General features: G+C 67.4%; 11 protein-coding genes. 5 read left to right on the top strand and 6 right to left on the bottom strand.

Annotation, left to right across the window (positions count from 1 at the left end; genetic code table 11):
* Positions 1–27: 27 nt before the first annotated feature.
* From JHL17_RS04770 to JHL17_RS04755, 4 genes are all read right to left on the bottom strand, one after another.
* On the bottom strand, positions 28–492 hold the full coding sequence (locus JHL17_RS04770; protein WP_200190909.1) for a nuclear transport factor 2 family protein: 465 nt from the start codon (positions 490–492) through the stop codon (positions 28–30).
* Positions 493–566: 74 nt separating this feature from the next.
* Entirely contained in the window at positions 567–1,115 is a 549-nt protein-coding gene (locus tag JHL17_RS04765) for a carboxymuconolactone decarboxylase family protein (RefSeq protein WP_200190908.1), read from the bottom strand.
* A gap of 33 nt (positions 1,116–1,148) precedes the next feature.
* The gene (locus JHL17_RS04760; RefSeq protein ID WP_200190907.1) at positions 1,149–3,215 is read right to left on the bottom strand and encodes a 2Fe-2S iron-sulfur cluster-binding protein; all 2,067 of its coding nucleotides are present in this window, start codon (positions 3,213–3,215) and stop codon (positions 1,149–1,151) included.
* A gap of 43 nt (positions 3,216–3,258) precedes the next feature.
* On the bottom strand, positions 3,259–3,870 hold the full coding sequence (locus JHL17_RS04755) for a glutathione S-transferase family protein (protein WP_200190906.1): 612 nt from the start codon (positions 3,868–3,870) through the stop codon (positions 3,259–3,261).
* 293 nt (positions 3,871–4,163) lie between these two features.
* On the opposite strand from JHL17_RS04755, the gene JHL17_RS04750 reads away from it, so the two are divergent.
* The 3 genes from JHL17_RS04750 to JHL17_RS04740 are packed head-to-tail and all read left to right on the top strand — an operon-like array spanning position 4,164 to position 7,697.
* Entirely contained in the window at positions 4,164–5,201 is a 1,038-nt protein-coding gene (locus JHL17_RS04750) for an aliphatic amidase (protein WP_200190905.1), read from the top strand.
* A gap of 33 nt (positions 5,202–5,234) precedes the next feature.
* A complete protein-coding gene (locus JHL17_RS04745; protein WP_200190904.1) occupies positions 5,235–6,032 on the top strand; it encodes a CbbQ/NirQ/NorQ/GpvN family protein in 798 nt (265 codons plus the stop codon).
* Positions 6,033–6,038: 6 nt separating this feature from the next.
* Entirely contained in the window at positions 6,039–7,697 is a 1,659-nt protein-coding gene (locus JHL17_RS04740; protein WP_200190903.1) for a nitric oxide reductase activation protein NorD, read from the top strand.
* Between the two features lie 13 nt (positions 7,698–7,710).
* On the opposite strand, the gene JHL17_RS04735 is transcribed toward JHL17_RS04740, so the two are convergent.
* Complete coding sequence (locus JHL17_RS04735) at positions 7,711–8,658, bottom strand: response regulator transcription factor (protein ID WP_247893315.1); 948 nt, start codon at positions 8,656–8,658, stop codon at positions 7,711–7,713.
* Positions 8,627–12,067 carry a hybrid sensor histidine kinase/response regulator gene (locus JHL17_RS04730; protein ID WP_200190902.1) on the bottom strand — a complete coding sequence of 1,147 codons (3,441 nt, stop codon included), beginning with the start codon at positions 12,065–12,067 and terminating at the stop codon, positions 8,627–8,629. Before JHL17_RS04730 ends, JHL17_RS04735 begins: the two co-directional genes overlap by 32 nt.
* Positions 12,068–12,483: 416 nt before the next feature.
* On the opposite strand from JHL17_RS04730, the gene urtA reads away from it, so the two are divergent.
* Together urtA and urtB are read left to right on the top strand one after the other, a co-directional pair.
* Complete coding sequence (gene urtA, locus JHL17_RS04725) at positions 12,484–13,758, top strand: urea ABC transporter substrate-binding protein (RefSeq protein WP_200190901.1); 1,275 nt, start codon at positions 12,484–12,486, stop codon at positions 13,756–13,758.
* Positions 13,759–13,977: 219 nt separating this feature from the next.
* Positions 13,978–14,904, top strand: coding sequence for an urea ABC transporter permease subunit UrtB (gene urtB, locus JHL17_RS04720; RefSeq protein ID WP_200190900.1), 927 nt, complete (start codon positions 13,978–13,980; stop codon positions 14,902–14,904).
* Positions 14,905–14,907 lie beyond the last annotated feature (3 nt).

The raw sequence follows: 14,907 nt of genomic DNA, 5'->3' as shown, positions 1-14,907 counted from the left end.
GGCAATCCTCGTTGGCAGATATCGGCGTCAGAAGCCGAAATGGCTGAGACCGGGATGGTCGTCCGGCCGGCGGCCGAGCGGCCAGCGGAATTTGCGGTCCGCCTCGGCGATCGGGTGTTCGTTGATGCTGGCATGCCGGGCGCGCATCAGCCCGTCCTCGGCGAATTCCCAATTCTCGTTGCCATAGGCGCGGTACCACTGGCCGCTGTCGTCGCGGTACTCATAGGCATAGCGCACGGCGATGCGGTTTCCCGCGAAAGCCCAGAGTTCCTTGATCAGCCGATACTCGAGCTCCTTGTTCCATTTGCGGGTGAGGAAGGCTTGGACCTCGGCGCGGCCGGTCACGAATTCGGCGCGGTTCCGCCAGCGGCTGTCCTCGGTGTAGGCGAGAGCGACCTTCGCGGGATCGCGGCTGTTCCAGCCATCCTCGGCGAGCCGAACCTTTTCGATGGCGGTGTCTTCGGTGAAGGGGGGAAGCGGCGGGCGGGACATGGAATGCTCCTTGAGATGGACTGAGAAAGGGCAGGGGAGGAGGACGGCAGGGGAGTTGCCGCCCGTTCTTCAGGTCACGCGGCGAGGCCGTCGATGCGGGGGAAGTCGATCTCGGTGCCAAGCGCTTCGTTGACGTAGTTGGTGAAGGTGTTGAGGGCGACATGCGCGATGATCTCGAGGATCTCCGCATCGCCATAGCCGGCGGCACGCACCGCCTCGATTGCCTGTGGTCCGACGGCGCCGCGGGCAACCGCCAGTTCCTTGGCGAACTCCACCGCCGCAGCGGCCTTGGGATCGTTCGAGCTTCCGCGGCGGTTGGCCGCGATCTCGCTGTCGTCGAGCTTCGCGAACTTGGCACCGGTGAAGCTGTGGGCGGACAGGCAATAGTCGCAGCCATTCACTTCGGCCATGGCGAGCGCGATCCGCTCGCGGGTCGCCGGCGGCAGCTTGCCCTTGCCGAGAGCGCCCTGGAAGGCGGTCCAGCCGCCCAGCGCCGCCGGGCTGTTCGAGACGAGGCGGAAGATGTTCGGCACCCGTCCGAGCTGCTTCTGCACGCCCTCCAGGATCGCGCGCGATGCCTCGGGGGCGTCTTCGATGGTCGCCGGGGTCGGAATGTAGGACATCGTCTTTTCTCCGGTTGTGGGGGAAAGCTTGTGTCAGAGGGCGAGCTGGATGCGGTTTTCCTCATCCGGCCCCATTTCGGCCGGCACGGCGCTGCAGATCAGGACCTCGCCGTCGGCGATGCTTGCGGTCGGTTCCCGGACATAGGTCACGGCCCCCTTGAGCAGCTTGGTCCGGCAGGTTCCGCATGTGCCTTCGCGGCAGCTGAACTCGGGCGTCAGGCCGCGCGCTTCCGCCAGTTCCAGCAATGTGCCGGACGCCGGTGTCCAGCGGTCTTCCTTCATCGAGTCCAGGAAGGCCACGGACACCGGTTTGGTGGAGGGCGGGGGACGGACCGCGACGGCGGCACCCGCATCCGCCGTGCGTTTCAGCGACGACGGTCCGAAGGCTTCGGCATGGATCCGCCCGTCGCCGATGTTGCGGCTGCGCAACCCGTCATACAGAGCCTGCGTGAAGGACGGCGGACCGCACAGGTAAAAGTCGTAGTCGTCGAACGGCAGGAAACGCGTCAGCAGGGCCATGTCGATGCGGCCGGCTGCGTCGTAGTCGACGCCTTCCTCGGCTTGGCCTGGATCGCTGAGGACCCGGATCCATCTGATCGCCCCTTGCGCGGCGTTCACCAATTCGGCGATCTCCCGCTCGAAGGGGCGATCGGACTTCGAGCGCGCGGCCTGGACGAGGATGGTCGGCCGAAGCCGCTGCTTGCGCAGACCCTCGTAGACGATGTGACGCAGCATCGCCAGCAGCGGCGTGATCCCGATACCGCCGGCCAGCAGGACCGCCGGCCTCGTCCCTTGCGGGTCGATGGTGAAGCTGCCGTCGGGCGCTCGCGCTTCGATGATGTCGCCGACGCGGATGGTGTCGTGCAGGTGGCGCGACACCAGCCCTTCGCGCTTGACGCTGATGCGGTAGAGGCCGTCGGACGGCGCAGCGGACAGTGTGTAGGTGCGGACGACGGGCTTGTCGGAACCGGGAACGGTCACGCGGATCGGCAGATGCTGACCGGCGGCATGGGGAAGAAGACCTGCCCCATCGGCGGGCTGCAGGTGGAAGGAGCGGATCTCCGGAGTCTCGTCGACGATCTTCGTCACCCGGTAGGGCCGCCAGCCCGTCGCCAGCGTCGCCGCCTGCAAGCGGGCCGCCGCCTGCGTCCAATCGCCGGTCATCAGCGAACTGGGGGACCAGCCGTCCTTGCGGAACGACCAGCGCAGAGCCAGCGCGCCGACCCGGCGCAGGATGCGGCGCGGCCGGAAGGTCCACAGCCTTTCGGCTCCCTGGAATGCGGCGATCTCCGGCGAGTCCAGGATCACCTCGGCGTCGCCGGTCATCTGCAGCATGTCGCCGCTCTCATAATCGACGAAGACCAACCCGGCCTTGCCGTTGAGGACGATGTTCCCGAGCGTCGAGAAGAAGAGGTTGCCGTTGAAGTCGGGGATCGTGAGGGTACCGTCCTCGGCGACGCGGACGAAGCCCGCCTTGCCACCGCGATGGGACACGTCGACCTGCCGGCGCTCGGCCCGGTCGGCGTAGGTCGCGACGAAGAAGGTGTCCGCCGTATCGATCATGGCACGCGCCGACGGGTCGAGTTGGGGCAGTTCCTCCACCAAGCCGGTGAAGGGCTCCGCCGGATCCCTGGCGAAACCGAGGTCGCGAAGCTGGATGTAGCGGGGACAGTTGCCGAAGCTCTGGTCGACATCGACCCGAAATCCGGACTCAGCCACCGTGAGGATGCCGTTCATGCGGTTGCGGCGGCGGGTGTGCATTTCGATTCCCAGAAGGCCGACGGGGTCGCCGTCCCGCATGCCTGCGCTCGCCGGATCGCCGGGATCGGCATGGGCGGCGATGTCGAGCTGCGTCGGCGTCGGCGACGACAGGAAGCCCGGCTTGCCGGTGAGGAGGGTGGCCCACGGGTCGCCTGCCGGATCGACGCTGCCCAGCACGATGACGGGAAGCTGGGCATAGAAGTCCCGGTGCTGGTCGGGCATATGGTCGCGGATCACCCGCTGGCCGACGGCCGCCATCCGCTCGGCCACCCCCAGCTTCTCCTGGATGAACGTCTCACCCTCATGCCATGTCGGCAGCGTCGTCAGTGTCGCGGTCATCGTCGGTATCCCATGCCGGGGGTTGCGGGGTCAGGTCGGCAGATCAGGCCGCCAAGCCGACCGGTGTCTGCGCGAAGGGAACGAAGCCCGGCAGCGCCTCGATGCGGCGGAGGAAGGCATTGACGGAGGGGTAGGCCCGGAGGTCGACGTTGCCCTCCGGTGCCCGGGCGACGTAGCTGTAGATCGCGACGTCGGCGATCGTCGGACGGTCGCCGACCAGCCAGTCCTGCCCGCTCAGCCGGCTTTCGAGACGCGCCAGGAGGGTGTGCGCCCGGCCGATGACCTCGTCCGCATTGAACTTCGCTCCGAACACCGTGATGAGCCGGGCGGCTGCCGGGCCGTAGGCTACTTCTCCGGCCGCCACGGAGAGCCAGCGCTGAACCGCGGCCGCACCGGCGGGGTCTTCCGGCAGCCAGTCGCCGCGCCCCGCCTTCTTGGCGAGATAGACCAGGATCGCATTCGAGTCCGTGACGATCACGCCCGCGTCATCCAGGACCGGAACCTGGCCAAAGGGATTGAGCTTCAGGAATTCGGGGCTCTTGTGCTGGCCCGCCGCGAGGTCGACCTCGACCAGTTCATGGGGCAGGCCGAGCAGCGAGACGAACAGGCGAGCCCGATGCGCGTGGCCCGACAGGGAGTGATGATAGAGCTTCATTTTCAGGGTCCGTGATCTGTTGGACGGGGTCATTCCCGTTCCGCATCACCAGACTGCTGCATCTGCCCCACCGCGAGAATGACCGGGTTCGGCACTTCATCATTGCGCCGGATGAAATGATCGCCGGGCTTTCTCCCCGATCGCCCATACGGGGAATCGCGTATTCCCGTCGATCGGCCGCTCCCCGATGATCGGTGGCGACGAAGAGACGTGCGAAAACAGCAGGGAAGCCGGGAATTCGGTCCGCTTCCCGCACGCTCCGCCCCATGCCCCCGTCATGCAGGGAGACCGAGATGATCCACGGCGATATCACCAGCAGCAACGACACCGTCGGCGTCGCCGTCGTCAACTACAAGATGCCCCGCCTTCATACCAAGGCGGAGGTGCTGGAGAATGCGCGGAAGATCGCCGACATGGTGATCGGCATGAAGACGGGACTGCCCGGCCTCGACCTCGTCATCTTCCCCGAATATTCGACCCATGGAATCATGTATGATTCCAAGGAGATGTACGAGACGGCCGCCACCATTCCCGGTGACGAGACGGAGATCTTCGCCGCGGCCTGCCGCAAGGCGAAGGTGTGGGGCGTCTTCTCGCTGACCGGCGAGCGGCATGAGGATCACCCGCACAAGGCGCCCTACAACACGCTGATCCTGATGAACGACCAGGGCGAGATCGTCCAGAAATACCGCAAGATCATGCCCTGGGTGCCGATCGAGGGCTGGTATCCCGGCACTTGTACCTATGTGTCGGACGGGCCGAAGGGGCTGAAGGTCAGCTTGATCATCTGCGACGACGGCAATTATCCCGAAATCTGGCGCGACTGCGCGATGAAGGGGGCGGAGCTGATCGTGCGCTGCCAGGGCTACATGTATCCGGCCAAGGACCAGCAGGTGCTGATGGCCAAGGCGATGGCCTGGGCCAACAACGTCTATGTCGCCGTGGCGAACGCCGCCGGCTTCGACGGCGTCTATTCCTATTTCGGCCATTCCGCCATCGTCGGCTTCGACGGCCGCACACTGGGCGAATGCGGTGAGGAGGAGTACGGCATCCAGTATGCCCAGCTGTCGAAGATGCTGATCCGCGATTTCCGCAGGAACGGCCAGTCGGAGAACCACCTCTTCAAGCTGGTCCACCGCGGCTACACCGGCATGATCAACAGCCATGACGGGGTGAAGGGCGAGGCGGCCTGTCCCTATGATTTCTATCGCCAGTGGGTGAGCGACCCGGAGGGCACGCGGACGATGGTGGAATCCTTCACCCGCAAGACGGTCGGCACGCCCGAATGCCCGATCGACGGCATCCCAACGGAAGAGCCGGCGCACCGCTGACCGCTGGGCAGTCTCATTGCGAAAGGCGCAGGCATGGCGCTCCAGTCCTACCGGATCGAGCGGGAACCCTATTATCGCCCGACCGGCGACGAGATCGCCCTGTTCGAGGCGGCCCACGCCGACCGCATGCCGGTGATGCTGAAGGGGCCGACCGGCTGCGGCAAGACCCGCTTCATCGAACATATGGCTTGGCGGCTCGGCCGGCCGCTCGTCACCGTGGCCTGCAACGAGGATTTGACGGCCTCCGACCTCGTCGGCCGCCACCTGCTGGAGACCCAGGGAACGGTGTGGCAGGACGGGCCGCTGACCCTGGCGGTGCGCCATGGCGCCCTCTGCTATCTCGACGAGATCGTCGAGGCGCGGGCCGACACCACCGTCGTCATCCATCCGCTGACCGACGAAAGACGGGCGCTGCCGCTCGACAAGCGGAACGAACTGGTGGCCGCCCACCCGGACTTCCAACTCGTCGTCGCCTACAATCCGGGATACCAGAGCGTGGCGAAGGATTTGAAGGAGTCCACCAAGCAACGCTTCGCCGCGCTGGAGTTCGGCTATCCGGCGGCCGGGATCGAGGCCGACATCGTCGCGCATGAGTCCGGGATCGAGCCGGCCTTGGCCCGCCGCGTCGTGGCGGTGGGCGAGCGCAGCCGCAACCTGCGCGGCCGCGGGCTGGAAGAGGGCGCATCGACCCGCATGCTGATCCATGCCGGCCGGTTGATCGCCCGTGGTGTCGCGCCCGAAGCAGCCTGCCGCATGGCCGTCGTGCTGCCCCTGACCGACGATCCCGACCTGCGCGATGCGCTGGCGGCGGCGGTCGGCGCCTGCTTCTGACCGGCGATGGAAAGCGGGGTTGCCCTGGCCGATGCCGAACGCCGGCTGAAGGCCTATGTGGCGGCGCTGTGGGGAATCGATCCGCCCCTGCGGCCTTTGCCGCAGGACGGTGACCCGGCGGCGATGCGGCCCCGTTTCGACGACGCCCTCGTCAGGCTGCCTGCGGTCTGGCCCGGCATGGACCTCTACCGCGCGGCGCTGGCCCATGTCGGGGCGCATCGGATGTTCTCGCGCCCCTGGCCGGCGAGGGGGCTGAAACCCCTGCTGATCCTCGTCGTCTCGCTGTTCGAGGATGCGCGGGTGGAGCATCTGGCCATGCGCCGCCTGCCGGGACTGCGGCGGCTGTGGGCTCCCTTCCATCGGACGGAGCCGTCGGCGTCGCTGATGGCGGCCGATCTGATGGAGCGGATGGCGCGGGCCCTGTTCGATCCCGCCTATCGCGACGGCAACGCCTGGGTCGACAAGGGACAGCGGCTGTTCTTCGAGCGGCCGGACCGCTGGGACGACCCGGATTTCAGCCTGATGCTCGGTGGCACACTGGCCGGCGACCTCGGCAAGATGCGGGTCCAGATCAACGCCCGGGGCCATCGCGTCGAACCGCCCTACCGCGACGACAATGGCGGTCTCTGGCTGCACGACACCCCACCGGAGCCACCGCGCGATGTAGACGATCCGCTCGATGCGGTCCGGCCGGACCGCATCGAGGCCGAGCAGAGCGACCGCCGCGACGGACCGCCACGATCCCTGCCACGGCCGGCCCCGTTTGCCGTAGCGGATGCGGCTGCCATGCAGCCGGTGGCGCGCCATCCGGAATGGGACCATCGCATCGGTCTGCATCGGCCCGACTTCGTCCGGGTGGTGGAGTGCGTGCCGGAACGGCGGCCGATGTCGGATGCGCCTGACGACCGACGGCTGACGAGCCGGGTGCACGCTCTGATCCGCCATGCCGTCGTCGCGCGGCCGGAGCGGCTGCGGCGGCAGCGGGAGGGCGACCGCCTGGACCTCGACGCCTGCATCGCCGCGGCCGTCGCCCGATGCCAGGGCCATGCCCCGGACATGCAGGTCTACCAGCGGGTGAGGCGCCGCGGCCGCGACCTGTCTGCTCTGCTGCTGCTCGACGCCTCGCAGTCCACCAACGATCCGGCAGGAGACGGCACGGTGCTCGACCTCGAACGCCGGTCGGCCGACCTGCTGGCCGGTGCGCTGGACGCGGCCGGGGACCGCTTCGCCCTTGCCGGCTTCCGGTCCGACGGGAGGGAGGCGGTGCAGTGGCTGCCGGTCAAGCGCTTCGGCGACGCCTATGACGAGGCGGCGCGCGGGCGCCTTGCCGGGCTGGACGGGCGCTGGTCGACGCGGATGGGGGCGGCGATCCGCCATGCCGGTTCGCTGCTCGCCGGCCAGCCGACGCTCCGCCGCCTGCTGCTGCTGGTCACCGACGGCGAGCCATCCGACATCGACTGCCCCGACCCGCGCCATCTGGTGGAGGACGCCCGCAAGGCGGTGCAGGAGCTGGCCGGCCGGGGCATCGACGTGGTCTGCGTGGCGCTGGGCGGCGATCCCGGGACGCACCACCACATCTTCGGCCGGCGCAACGTGCTTGCGGTCGACCGCGTCGAGCGCCTGCCGGGGCTGCTACCGGCGATCTATGCCAAGCTGACTGGATGAAAGACCCGGCGTCCTAGCGGCCATTCAGCGCCCGCACCGCCATCGCGGCGGCGGCGGCCCGGTTCTCGACGCCGAGCTTCGCATAGATCTGCTCCAGATGCTTGTCGACCGTGCGCGGGCTGAGGCCGAGGATCTCGGCGATGTCGCGGTTCGGCTTGCCGTTGGCGACCCACATCAGCACCTCCGCCTCGCGCGGGGTCAGGGACAGCTTGTCCTTCAGCTGCCTGTCCTCGCCGGCTCCGGATTCCTCGGCCAGCTGCAGCAGGATCTCGTCGGGGCCGGTCTGGCCGACCGGGCTGAGGCGCAGGCGGCGGCCGTCGGCAAGAGTGGCGATCACCACGCTGTCGGGCTTGCGCCCGGCACCGCCGGCCTGACGGTCGGCCAGCCAGCGGCGCGCCTCCTCCGGCAGCGAGACGCCGGTGGCGAGGCCGTCGGCAGAGGAGCCGAAGGCCGCCTCCAGCATGCGGGTGGTCTGCGGCGTGCACCACAGCACCTCGCCCTTGTGATTGGTGGCCAGCAGGGTGCGGCCGGTGACGTCCAGCGCCGCCCGCGTGCTCTGGGCGACACGGGCGTTGGCGAGATGGGCGTACATGCGGGCGATCAGCGTTTCGGCGATGATCGGCTTGGTAACGTAATCGACCCCGCCGGCGGCGAAGCCCTTCAGGATGTGCTCCGTTTCGGTCAGGCCGGTCATGAAGATGACCGGGACATGGGCGACCTGGCTGCTGCGCTTGAGCTGGCGGCAGGTTTCGAAGCCGTCCAGCCCCGGCATGATGGCGTCCATCAGGATGACGTCCGGGGTCACCTGCTCCAGCAGCGCCAGCGCCTTGCGGCCGTCCAGCGCCACCAGCACGGTTACCCCGGCCTCTTCCAGCGCGTCGGTCAGGAAGCTGAGGGCTTCGGGCGAATCGTCGACGACGAGGACGACGTCACGCGGTCTGGTTACGGATTTCATCGTCATGGCTGGCATCATCATGGCTGTCATCGCGGTACACCGCCTCCAGCGCGGCCATATACTGGTTCAGGTCGTAATTGCTGACGAGCGTCCGCATGCGGCCGACGAAGCGCTCCAGCTCCGGATGGGCGGCGGCGATCTCGGCCAGCTTGGCCTGCATGCCGCGGACATAGCCGATGCGGCCCAGATGGATCAGCTCGGCGATGTGGTGCTGCGGCGGCAGCTCCGACGCGGCGAAGTCCGGCGGGCCGTCGTCGGTGCCGGCGGGTGCTTCATACTCCCAATCGATGCCGCGCAGCCGGCCGATGCAGGCGAGCAGCTTCGGGATGGACACCGGCTTGGCGACGAAGCCGTCCTGCGGCTGGCCGCCGTCGGCGTCCCGGCTGTCGACAAGACGATCCTCACGGGTGTCGGCGGACACCAGGACGATGGTGGTCTCGGCATGGCCGGCGCCGCGCAGGCGCCTTGCCACCTCCAGCCCGTTCATGCCGGGCATCGAGATGTCGAGCAGCAGGATGTCCGGCCGGTGCAGATCCGCCAGGGCGAGGCAGCTCGGGCCGTCGGTGGCCTTGAAGACGGTGAAGCCAAGCTCGGCCAGCAGATCGGCCAGCAGGTTGCGGTGGGCGAGGTCGTCGTCGGTGACCAGCACGGTCAGGCGCGGCCCGTGATAGCCGCGGATCGGCAGGTCGGGCTGGGCGGCGGCGGTGGACAGCATCGCCGCCGACATCATCAGCCGCACCCGGAACAGGCTGCCCTTGCCGGGCGTGCTGGTCACGGTGATCTCGCCGCCCATCACCTCAGTCAGCAGCTTGGTGATGGTCAGGCCGAGCCCCATGCCGGGCACCATCGGGTTGGCTGCCGAGCCGCGCTCGAAGGGCTGGAAGATGCGCTCCAGATCGGTCGCGACGATGCCGGGGCCGGTGTCCTCGACCTCGAACTCGGCGATCTGGCTGCGGTGGCGCACGCGCAGGCAGACGGTGCCGCTGTCGGTGAACTTGATGGCGTTGGAGAGCAGGTTGATCAGGATCTGGCGGATGCGGCCCTCGTCGGTGAAGACCACCGGCGGCAGATCCTCCGGCGCCTCGAAGCGGAAGGCGATGCCCCTGCCCTCCGCCTGGAGGCGGAACATGCCGACGAGCTGGTCGAGCAGGTCGCCGAAACGCACCTCCGCCCGGTTCAGCTGCAGCCGGCCGCTCTCGATCTTCGACACGTCGAGCAGCCCGTCAAGCAGGCCGGACAGATGCTCGGCGCTGCGGCGGATGACGCGCACCGCATCCACCCGGTGCGGCGGCATGGCCGGATCACGCTCCAGCATCTGCGAATAGCCGAAGATGGCGCTCAAGGGCGTGCGGAACTCGTGGCCGATGCCGACCAGATAGCGGCTCTTGGCGAGGTTCGCGGCTTCCGCCGCCTCCTTCGCCTTCTGAAGCTGGGCGTCGGTGCGCTCATGCGCTTCGATCTCCTGCATCAGCAGGGAGGTCTGCTTGTGCGTTTCCTCCTGCGCCACCTTGCGGCTTTCACGGGCCAGCACGAACAGCCAGGTGGCGACGCCGGCGACGATCATCAGGATGAAGAAGACCTTCCACAGCGTGCTGCGGATCAGCGCCTGCGCCTCGGCATTGACGGAGGCGACCTCGACATAGACCAGCGCCAGCACGGCGCCGACCGCCAGCGCCAGCATCAGCAGGACGCCGAGATAATGGCCGAGCCGGGCCTTCAGCGCCGTCGCCGCCCGCGGCGGCAGGACGGCATCCAGCGCGTGGCGGAGCTGGACGCCCATCCGGGCGTCGCGCTTGCAGCCGTCGCCGCAGCGGGCGTCCAGCGAGCAGCAGAGCGAGCAGATCGCCCCGGCATAGACCGGGCAGAAGGCCATGTCGTCGGGCTCGAAGGCATGCTGGCAGATGCGGCAGCGGATCGCCTCCTCGCCGTTCCAGTCCTCGAAGGGGCGGCGCGCGATGTAGTAGCGGCCGCGGGTCGCCCAGGCGATGGCGGGGGCGGCGAGGAAGGCGGTGGCGAAGGCGAGGAAGGGGGCGCAGACCTTCAGGGTCGTCCCCAACCCGCCCAGGAAAGCCAGCATCGACAGCACCGTCGCCAGCAGCATGGCGCCGACGCCGACGGGATTGATGTCGTAGAGATGGGCGCGCTTGAACTCGACATGGCGCGGGCTGAGGCCGAGCGGCTTGTTCACCACCAGATCGGCGACCAGGGCGCCGATCCAGGAGGCGGCGACGCTGGAATAGAGGCCGAGCACCGGTTCCAGCGTCTTGTAGATGCCGAGTTCCATCAGCATCAGGCCGATGACGACGTTGAACACCACCCACACCACCCGGCCGGGATGGCTGTGGGTCAGGCGCGAGAAGAAGTTCGACCAGGCGATGGAGCCGGCATAGGTGTTGGTGACGTTGATCTTCAGCTGCGACAGCACGACGAACAGGCCGGTGAGGCCGAGCGCCAGCTGCGGCGACGGCGTCACATACTGGAAGGCGACGAGATACATCCGCGTCGGCTCCGCCGCCAGTTCCAGCGGCACGGCATTCTGCAGCGCCAGCACCACCAGGAAGGATCCCAGCAGAAGCTTGATCGTGCCGATGACGATCCAGCCCGGCCCGGCCGCCACCAGCGCCGTCCACCAGTACAGTTTCCGGCGGCCCTTCGCGTCGGGGTCGTAGGGCAGGAAGCGGATGAAATCGACCTGCTCGCCGATCTGCGCCAGCAGCGAGAACACCACCGACGCCGCCGCGCCGAACAGCATCAGGTCGAAGCCGCCAGCGCCCGTATCCGACGCCCGGCCGGGGAAGCGGGTCCAGGCGGTGAAGGCTTCGCCGTCCTGGACGGCGATGAACAGGAAGGGCAGGGCGTGCAGCGCCAGCCACAGCGGCTGGGTCCACAGCTGGAGGCGGCTGATGACGGTGAAGCCGTAGGCGACCAAGGGGATCACCAGAACCGAACTGGCGACATAGCCGGCGGCCAGCGGCAGGCCGAAGGCCATCTCCAGCGCCGTCGCCATGATCGCCGCCTCGATGGCGAAGAAGATGAAGGTGAAGGAGGCGTAGATCAGCGACGTGATGGTGGAGCCGATATAGCCGAAGCCGGCGCCGCGCGTCAGCAGATCCATGTCCACGCCATAGCGGCTGGCGTAATAGCTGATCGGCAGAGCGCTGGCGAAGATCAGGGCGGCGGCTGCCAGGATGGCGAAGAGCGCGTTGGTGAAGCCGTAATTCAGCGTGATCGCCCCGCCGATGGCCTCCAGCGCCAGGAAGGAGATCGAGCCGAGCGCCGTGTTGGCGACGCGCGACGGCGACCAGCGCCGCGCCTTCCGCGCGGTGAAGCGCAGCGCGTAATCCTCCAGCGTCTGGTTGGCGACCCACCTGTTGTAGGTCCGCCGGACCGCGATCACCCTCTGGCGTCCCGCCATCGGCCCCATTCGCCCTCCTGAAAATCAGTCCGCTCTACAGATTGTTCAAGAACCCCGTTTCTATGCGACACCCATAGTAAAGCCTGCCGTCCTGTCAGTCTGTCAGGAATAAATCGGCCGAACAACAAAGCCGGGCAGCCGTTCTTTCCTGCGAGAGAACACGACTGCTCCACTCGCTTTCGGGTGGTCGCGAGTGTCCGGCCGATTCCGCATTGGCGTGATTTTATAACGATTTGCCGTCCGGCACCCCTATACGCAAATCCACGTATTGCTGCACCGCACCTTTCGGCCAACCATCGGCCCGTCATATCGCGGATGGTTCCGCCAACTCCCCCCAAAAAATACCGCCTTTCAAAAGGCCCTCGCCCGGTCGTGGGCGGCTTTGCAAGGCGACAACGGCCAACACAGGAGGTTTCATGTCCTCGGACAAGATCAATGCGGACAAGCTCACCGGCGGCGCGCACTCGCCGCTCCGCCGCAAGCTCCTCCTCGGCATGGCGGCGCTGCCGGCCATCGGCCTGCTGCCGCGCGGCGCGCTGGCCCAGGCGCTGCCGACCGACGCCGTCAACACGACGAAGCTGGCGGTCACCGACAGCACGGTGAAGGTCGGCATCCTGCACTCCACCACCGGCACCATGGCGATCTCGGAGACCGGCTCGGTGCAGGCCGAGAAGCTGGCCATCGCCCAGATCAACGAGATGGGCGGCGTGCTGGGCCGCAAGATCGAGGTGATCCAGGAAGACGGCGCCAGCGACTGGCCGACCTTCGCCGAGAAAGCGCGCAAGCTGCTGGTCGAGGACAAGGTGGCGGCGGTGTTCGGCTGCTGGACCTCCGCCTCGCGCAAGGCGGTGCTGCCGGTGTTCGAGCAGTACAACGGCATGCTCTATTACCCGACCTTCTACGAAGGGCTCGAGCAGTCGAAGAACGTCATCTACACCGGGCAGGAAGCCACCCAGCAGATCCTGGCCGGGCTGGACTGGGTGACGAAGGAGAAGGGGGCGAAGAGCTTCTTCCTGATCGGCTCCGACTACATCTGGCCGCGCACCTCCAACAAGATCGCCCGCAAGCACATCGAGATGCATGGGCAGAAGGTGGTCGGCGAAGAGTATTTCCCGCTCGGCCACACCCAGTTCAATTCGGTCATCAACAAGATCAAGCTGACCAAGCCGGACGTGATCTACGCCTCGGTCGTCGGCGGATCGAACGTCGCCTTCTACAAGCAGCTGAAGGCGGCCGGCATCGACCTGAACAAGCAGACGCTGATGACCATCTCCGTCACCGAGGACGAGATGCTGGGCATCGGCGGCGAGAACATCGCCGGCGCCTATGCCTGCATGAAGTATTTCCAGTCGCTGAAGAACCCCAACAACGAGAAGTTCGTCGCCGCCTTCAAGAAGATGTGGGGCGGGGAGAGCGTGATCGGCGACGTCACCCAGGCCGGCTATCTCGGCCCCTGGCTGTGGAAGCTGACGGCGGAGAAGGCCAAGAGCTTCGACATCGACAAGATCGCCGCCGCGTCGGCCGGCATCGAGTTCACCGGCGCGCCGGAAGGCTATGTCCGCGTCCACGAGAACCATCACCTGTGGAGCAAGACGCGCGTCGGCCGCGCCCGCACCGACGGCCAGTTCGACGTCGTCTTCGAGACCGCCGACCTGATCGAGCCGAACCCCTTCCCCAAGGGCTACCAGTAAGGGGCGGCGGGGCATCGGCTTCGATTGCCCCCTCCCTAACCCTCCCCCGCTTATGCAGGGGAGGGGACTGCCGCCGAACGCCGACAAAGCTCCTGTCTCCCTCCGCCGCGAGAGCTCTCGCACAAAGCTGCGCTTTGTACTGACGCGACAGGCGGACCGAAGGTCCGCTGAGAGCGGGGGAGGGTCGGGGTGGGGGCAAGCGTCACAGGAGTTCCCATCATGTTCGAGGGCTACAGCCTGGCCGAGCTCGGGTCGATCTTTGCCATGCAGGGATTCGCGGGGCTCATCCTGTTTTCCGTTTTCGTGCTGATGGCGCTTGGCCTCGCCATCATCTTCGGGCAGATGGGCGTCATCAACATGGCGCACGGGGAGTTCATGATCCTCGGCGCCTATGTGACCTATCTCTGTTCCAATTTCATCTCCACCTACGCGCCGGCCCTGTTCCCGGCCTATTTCTTCATCGCCATGGCGCTGGCCTTCCTCGCCAGCGGGGCGCTGGGCATGCTGGTCGAATGGGGGATGATCCGCTTCCTCTACCGCCGCCCGCTCGACACGCTGCTGGCGACCTGGGGACTGAGCCTGATCCTCCAGCAGGTCTTCCGCTCGGTCTTCGGCGCGCGCGAGGTCGGCGTGGTGCTGCCCGACTGGCTGATGGGATCGGTCGCCGTCACCGACACCATCGAGGTGCCGATCAACGGCCTGTTCGTCATGGGCCTGACCATGGCCATCACAATCGTGATCTACGCCGTGATGTTCCGCTCGCGCTGGGGCCAGGGCGTGCGGGCGGTGATGCAGAACCGGGTGATGGCCGGCGCCGTCGGCATCAACACCGAGAAGGTCGACCGCTACACCTTCGGGCTCGGCTGCGGCATCGCCGGGGTGGCGGGCAGCGCCTTCACCATGGTGGGATCGACCGGGCCGACCTCGGGCCAGCTCTACATCGTCGACACCTTCCTGGTGGTGGTGTTCGGCGGCGCCCAGAGCCTGGTCGGCACCATCGCGTCGGCCTTCACCATCAGCCAGGCGCAGTCGACGATGGAGTTCTTCCTCAGCGGCTCGACCGCCAAGGTGCTGACGCTGCTGACCGTCGTCGTGATCCTGATGCTGCGCCCGCAGGGCCTGTTCGTCCTCAAAGTCCGCCGCTGAGGA

Origin of the sequence: Azospirillum endophyticum, assembly GCF_016595245.1 — a bacterium.
GTDB lineage: Bacteria > Pseudomonadota > Alphaproteobacteria > Azospirillales > Azospirillaceae > Azospirillum > Azospirillum endophyticum.
Note: the sequence above shows the minus strand (reverse complement) of the source record. Positions and strands in the feature narration are given on the sequence as shown.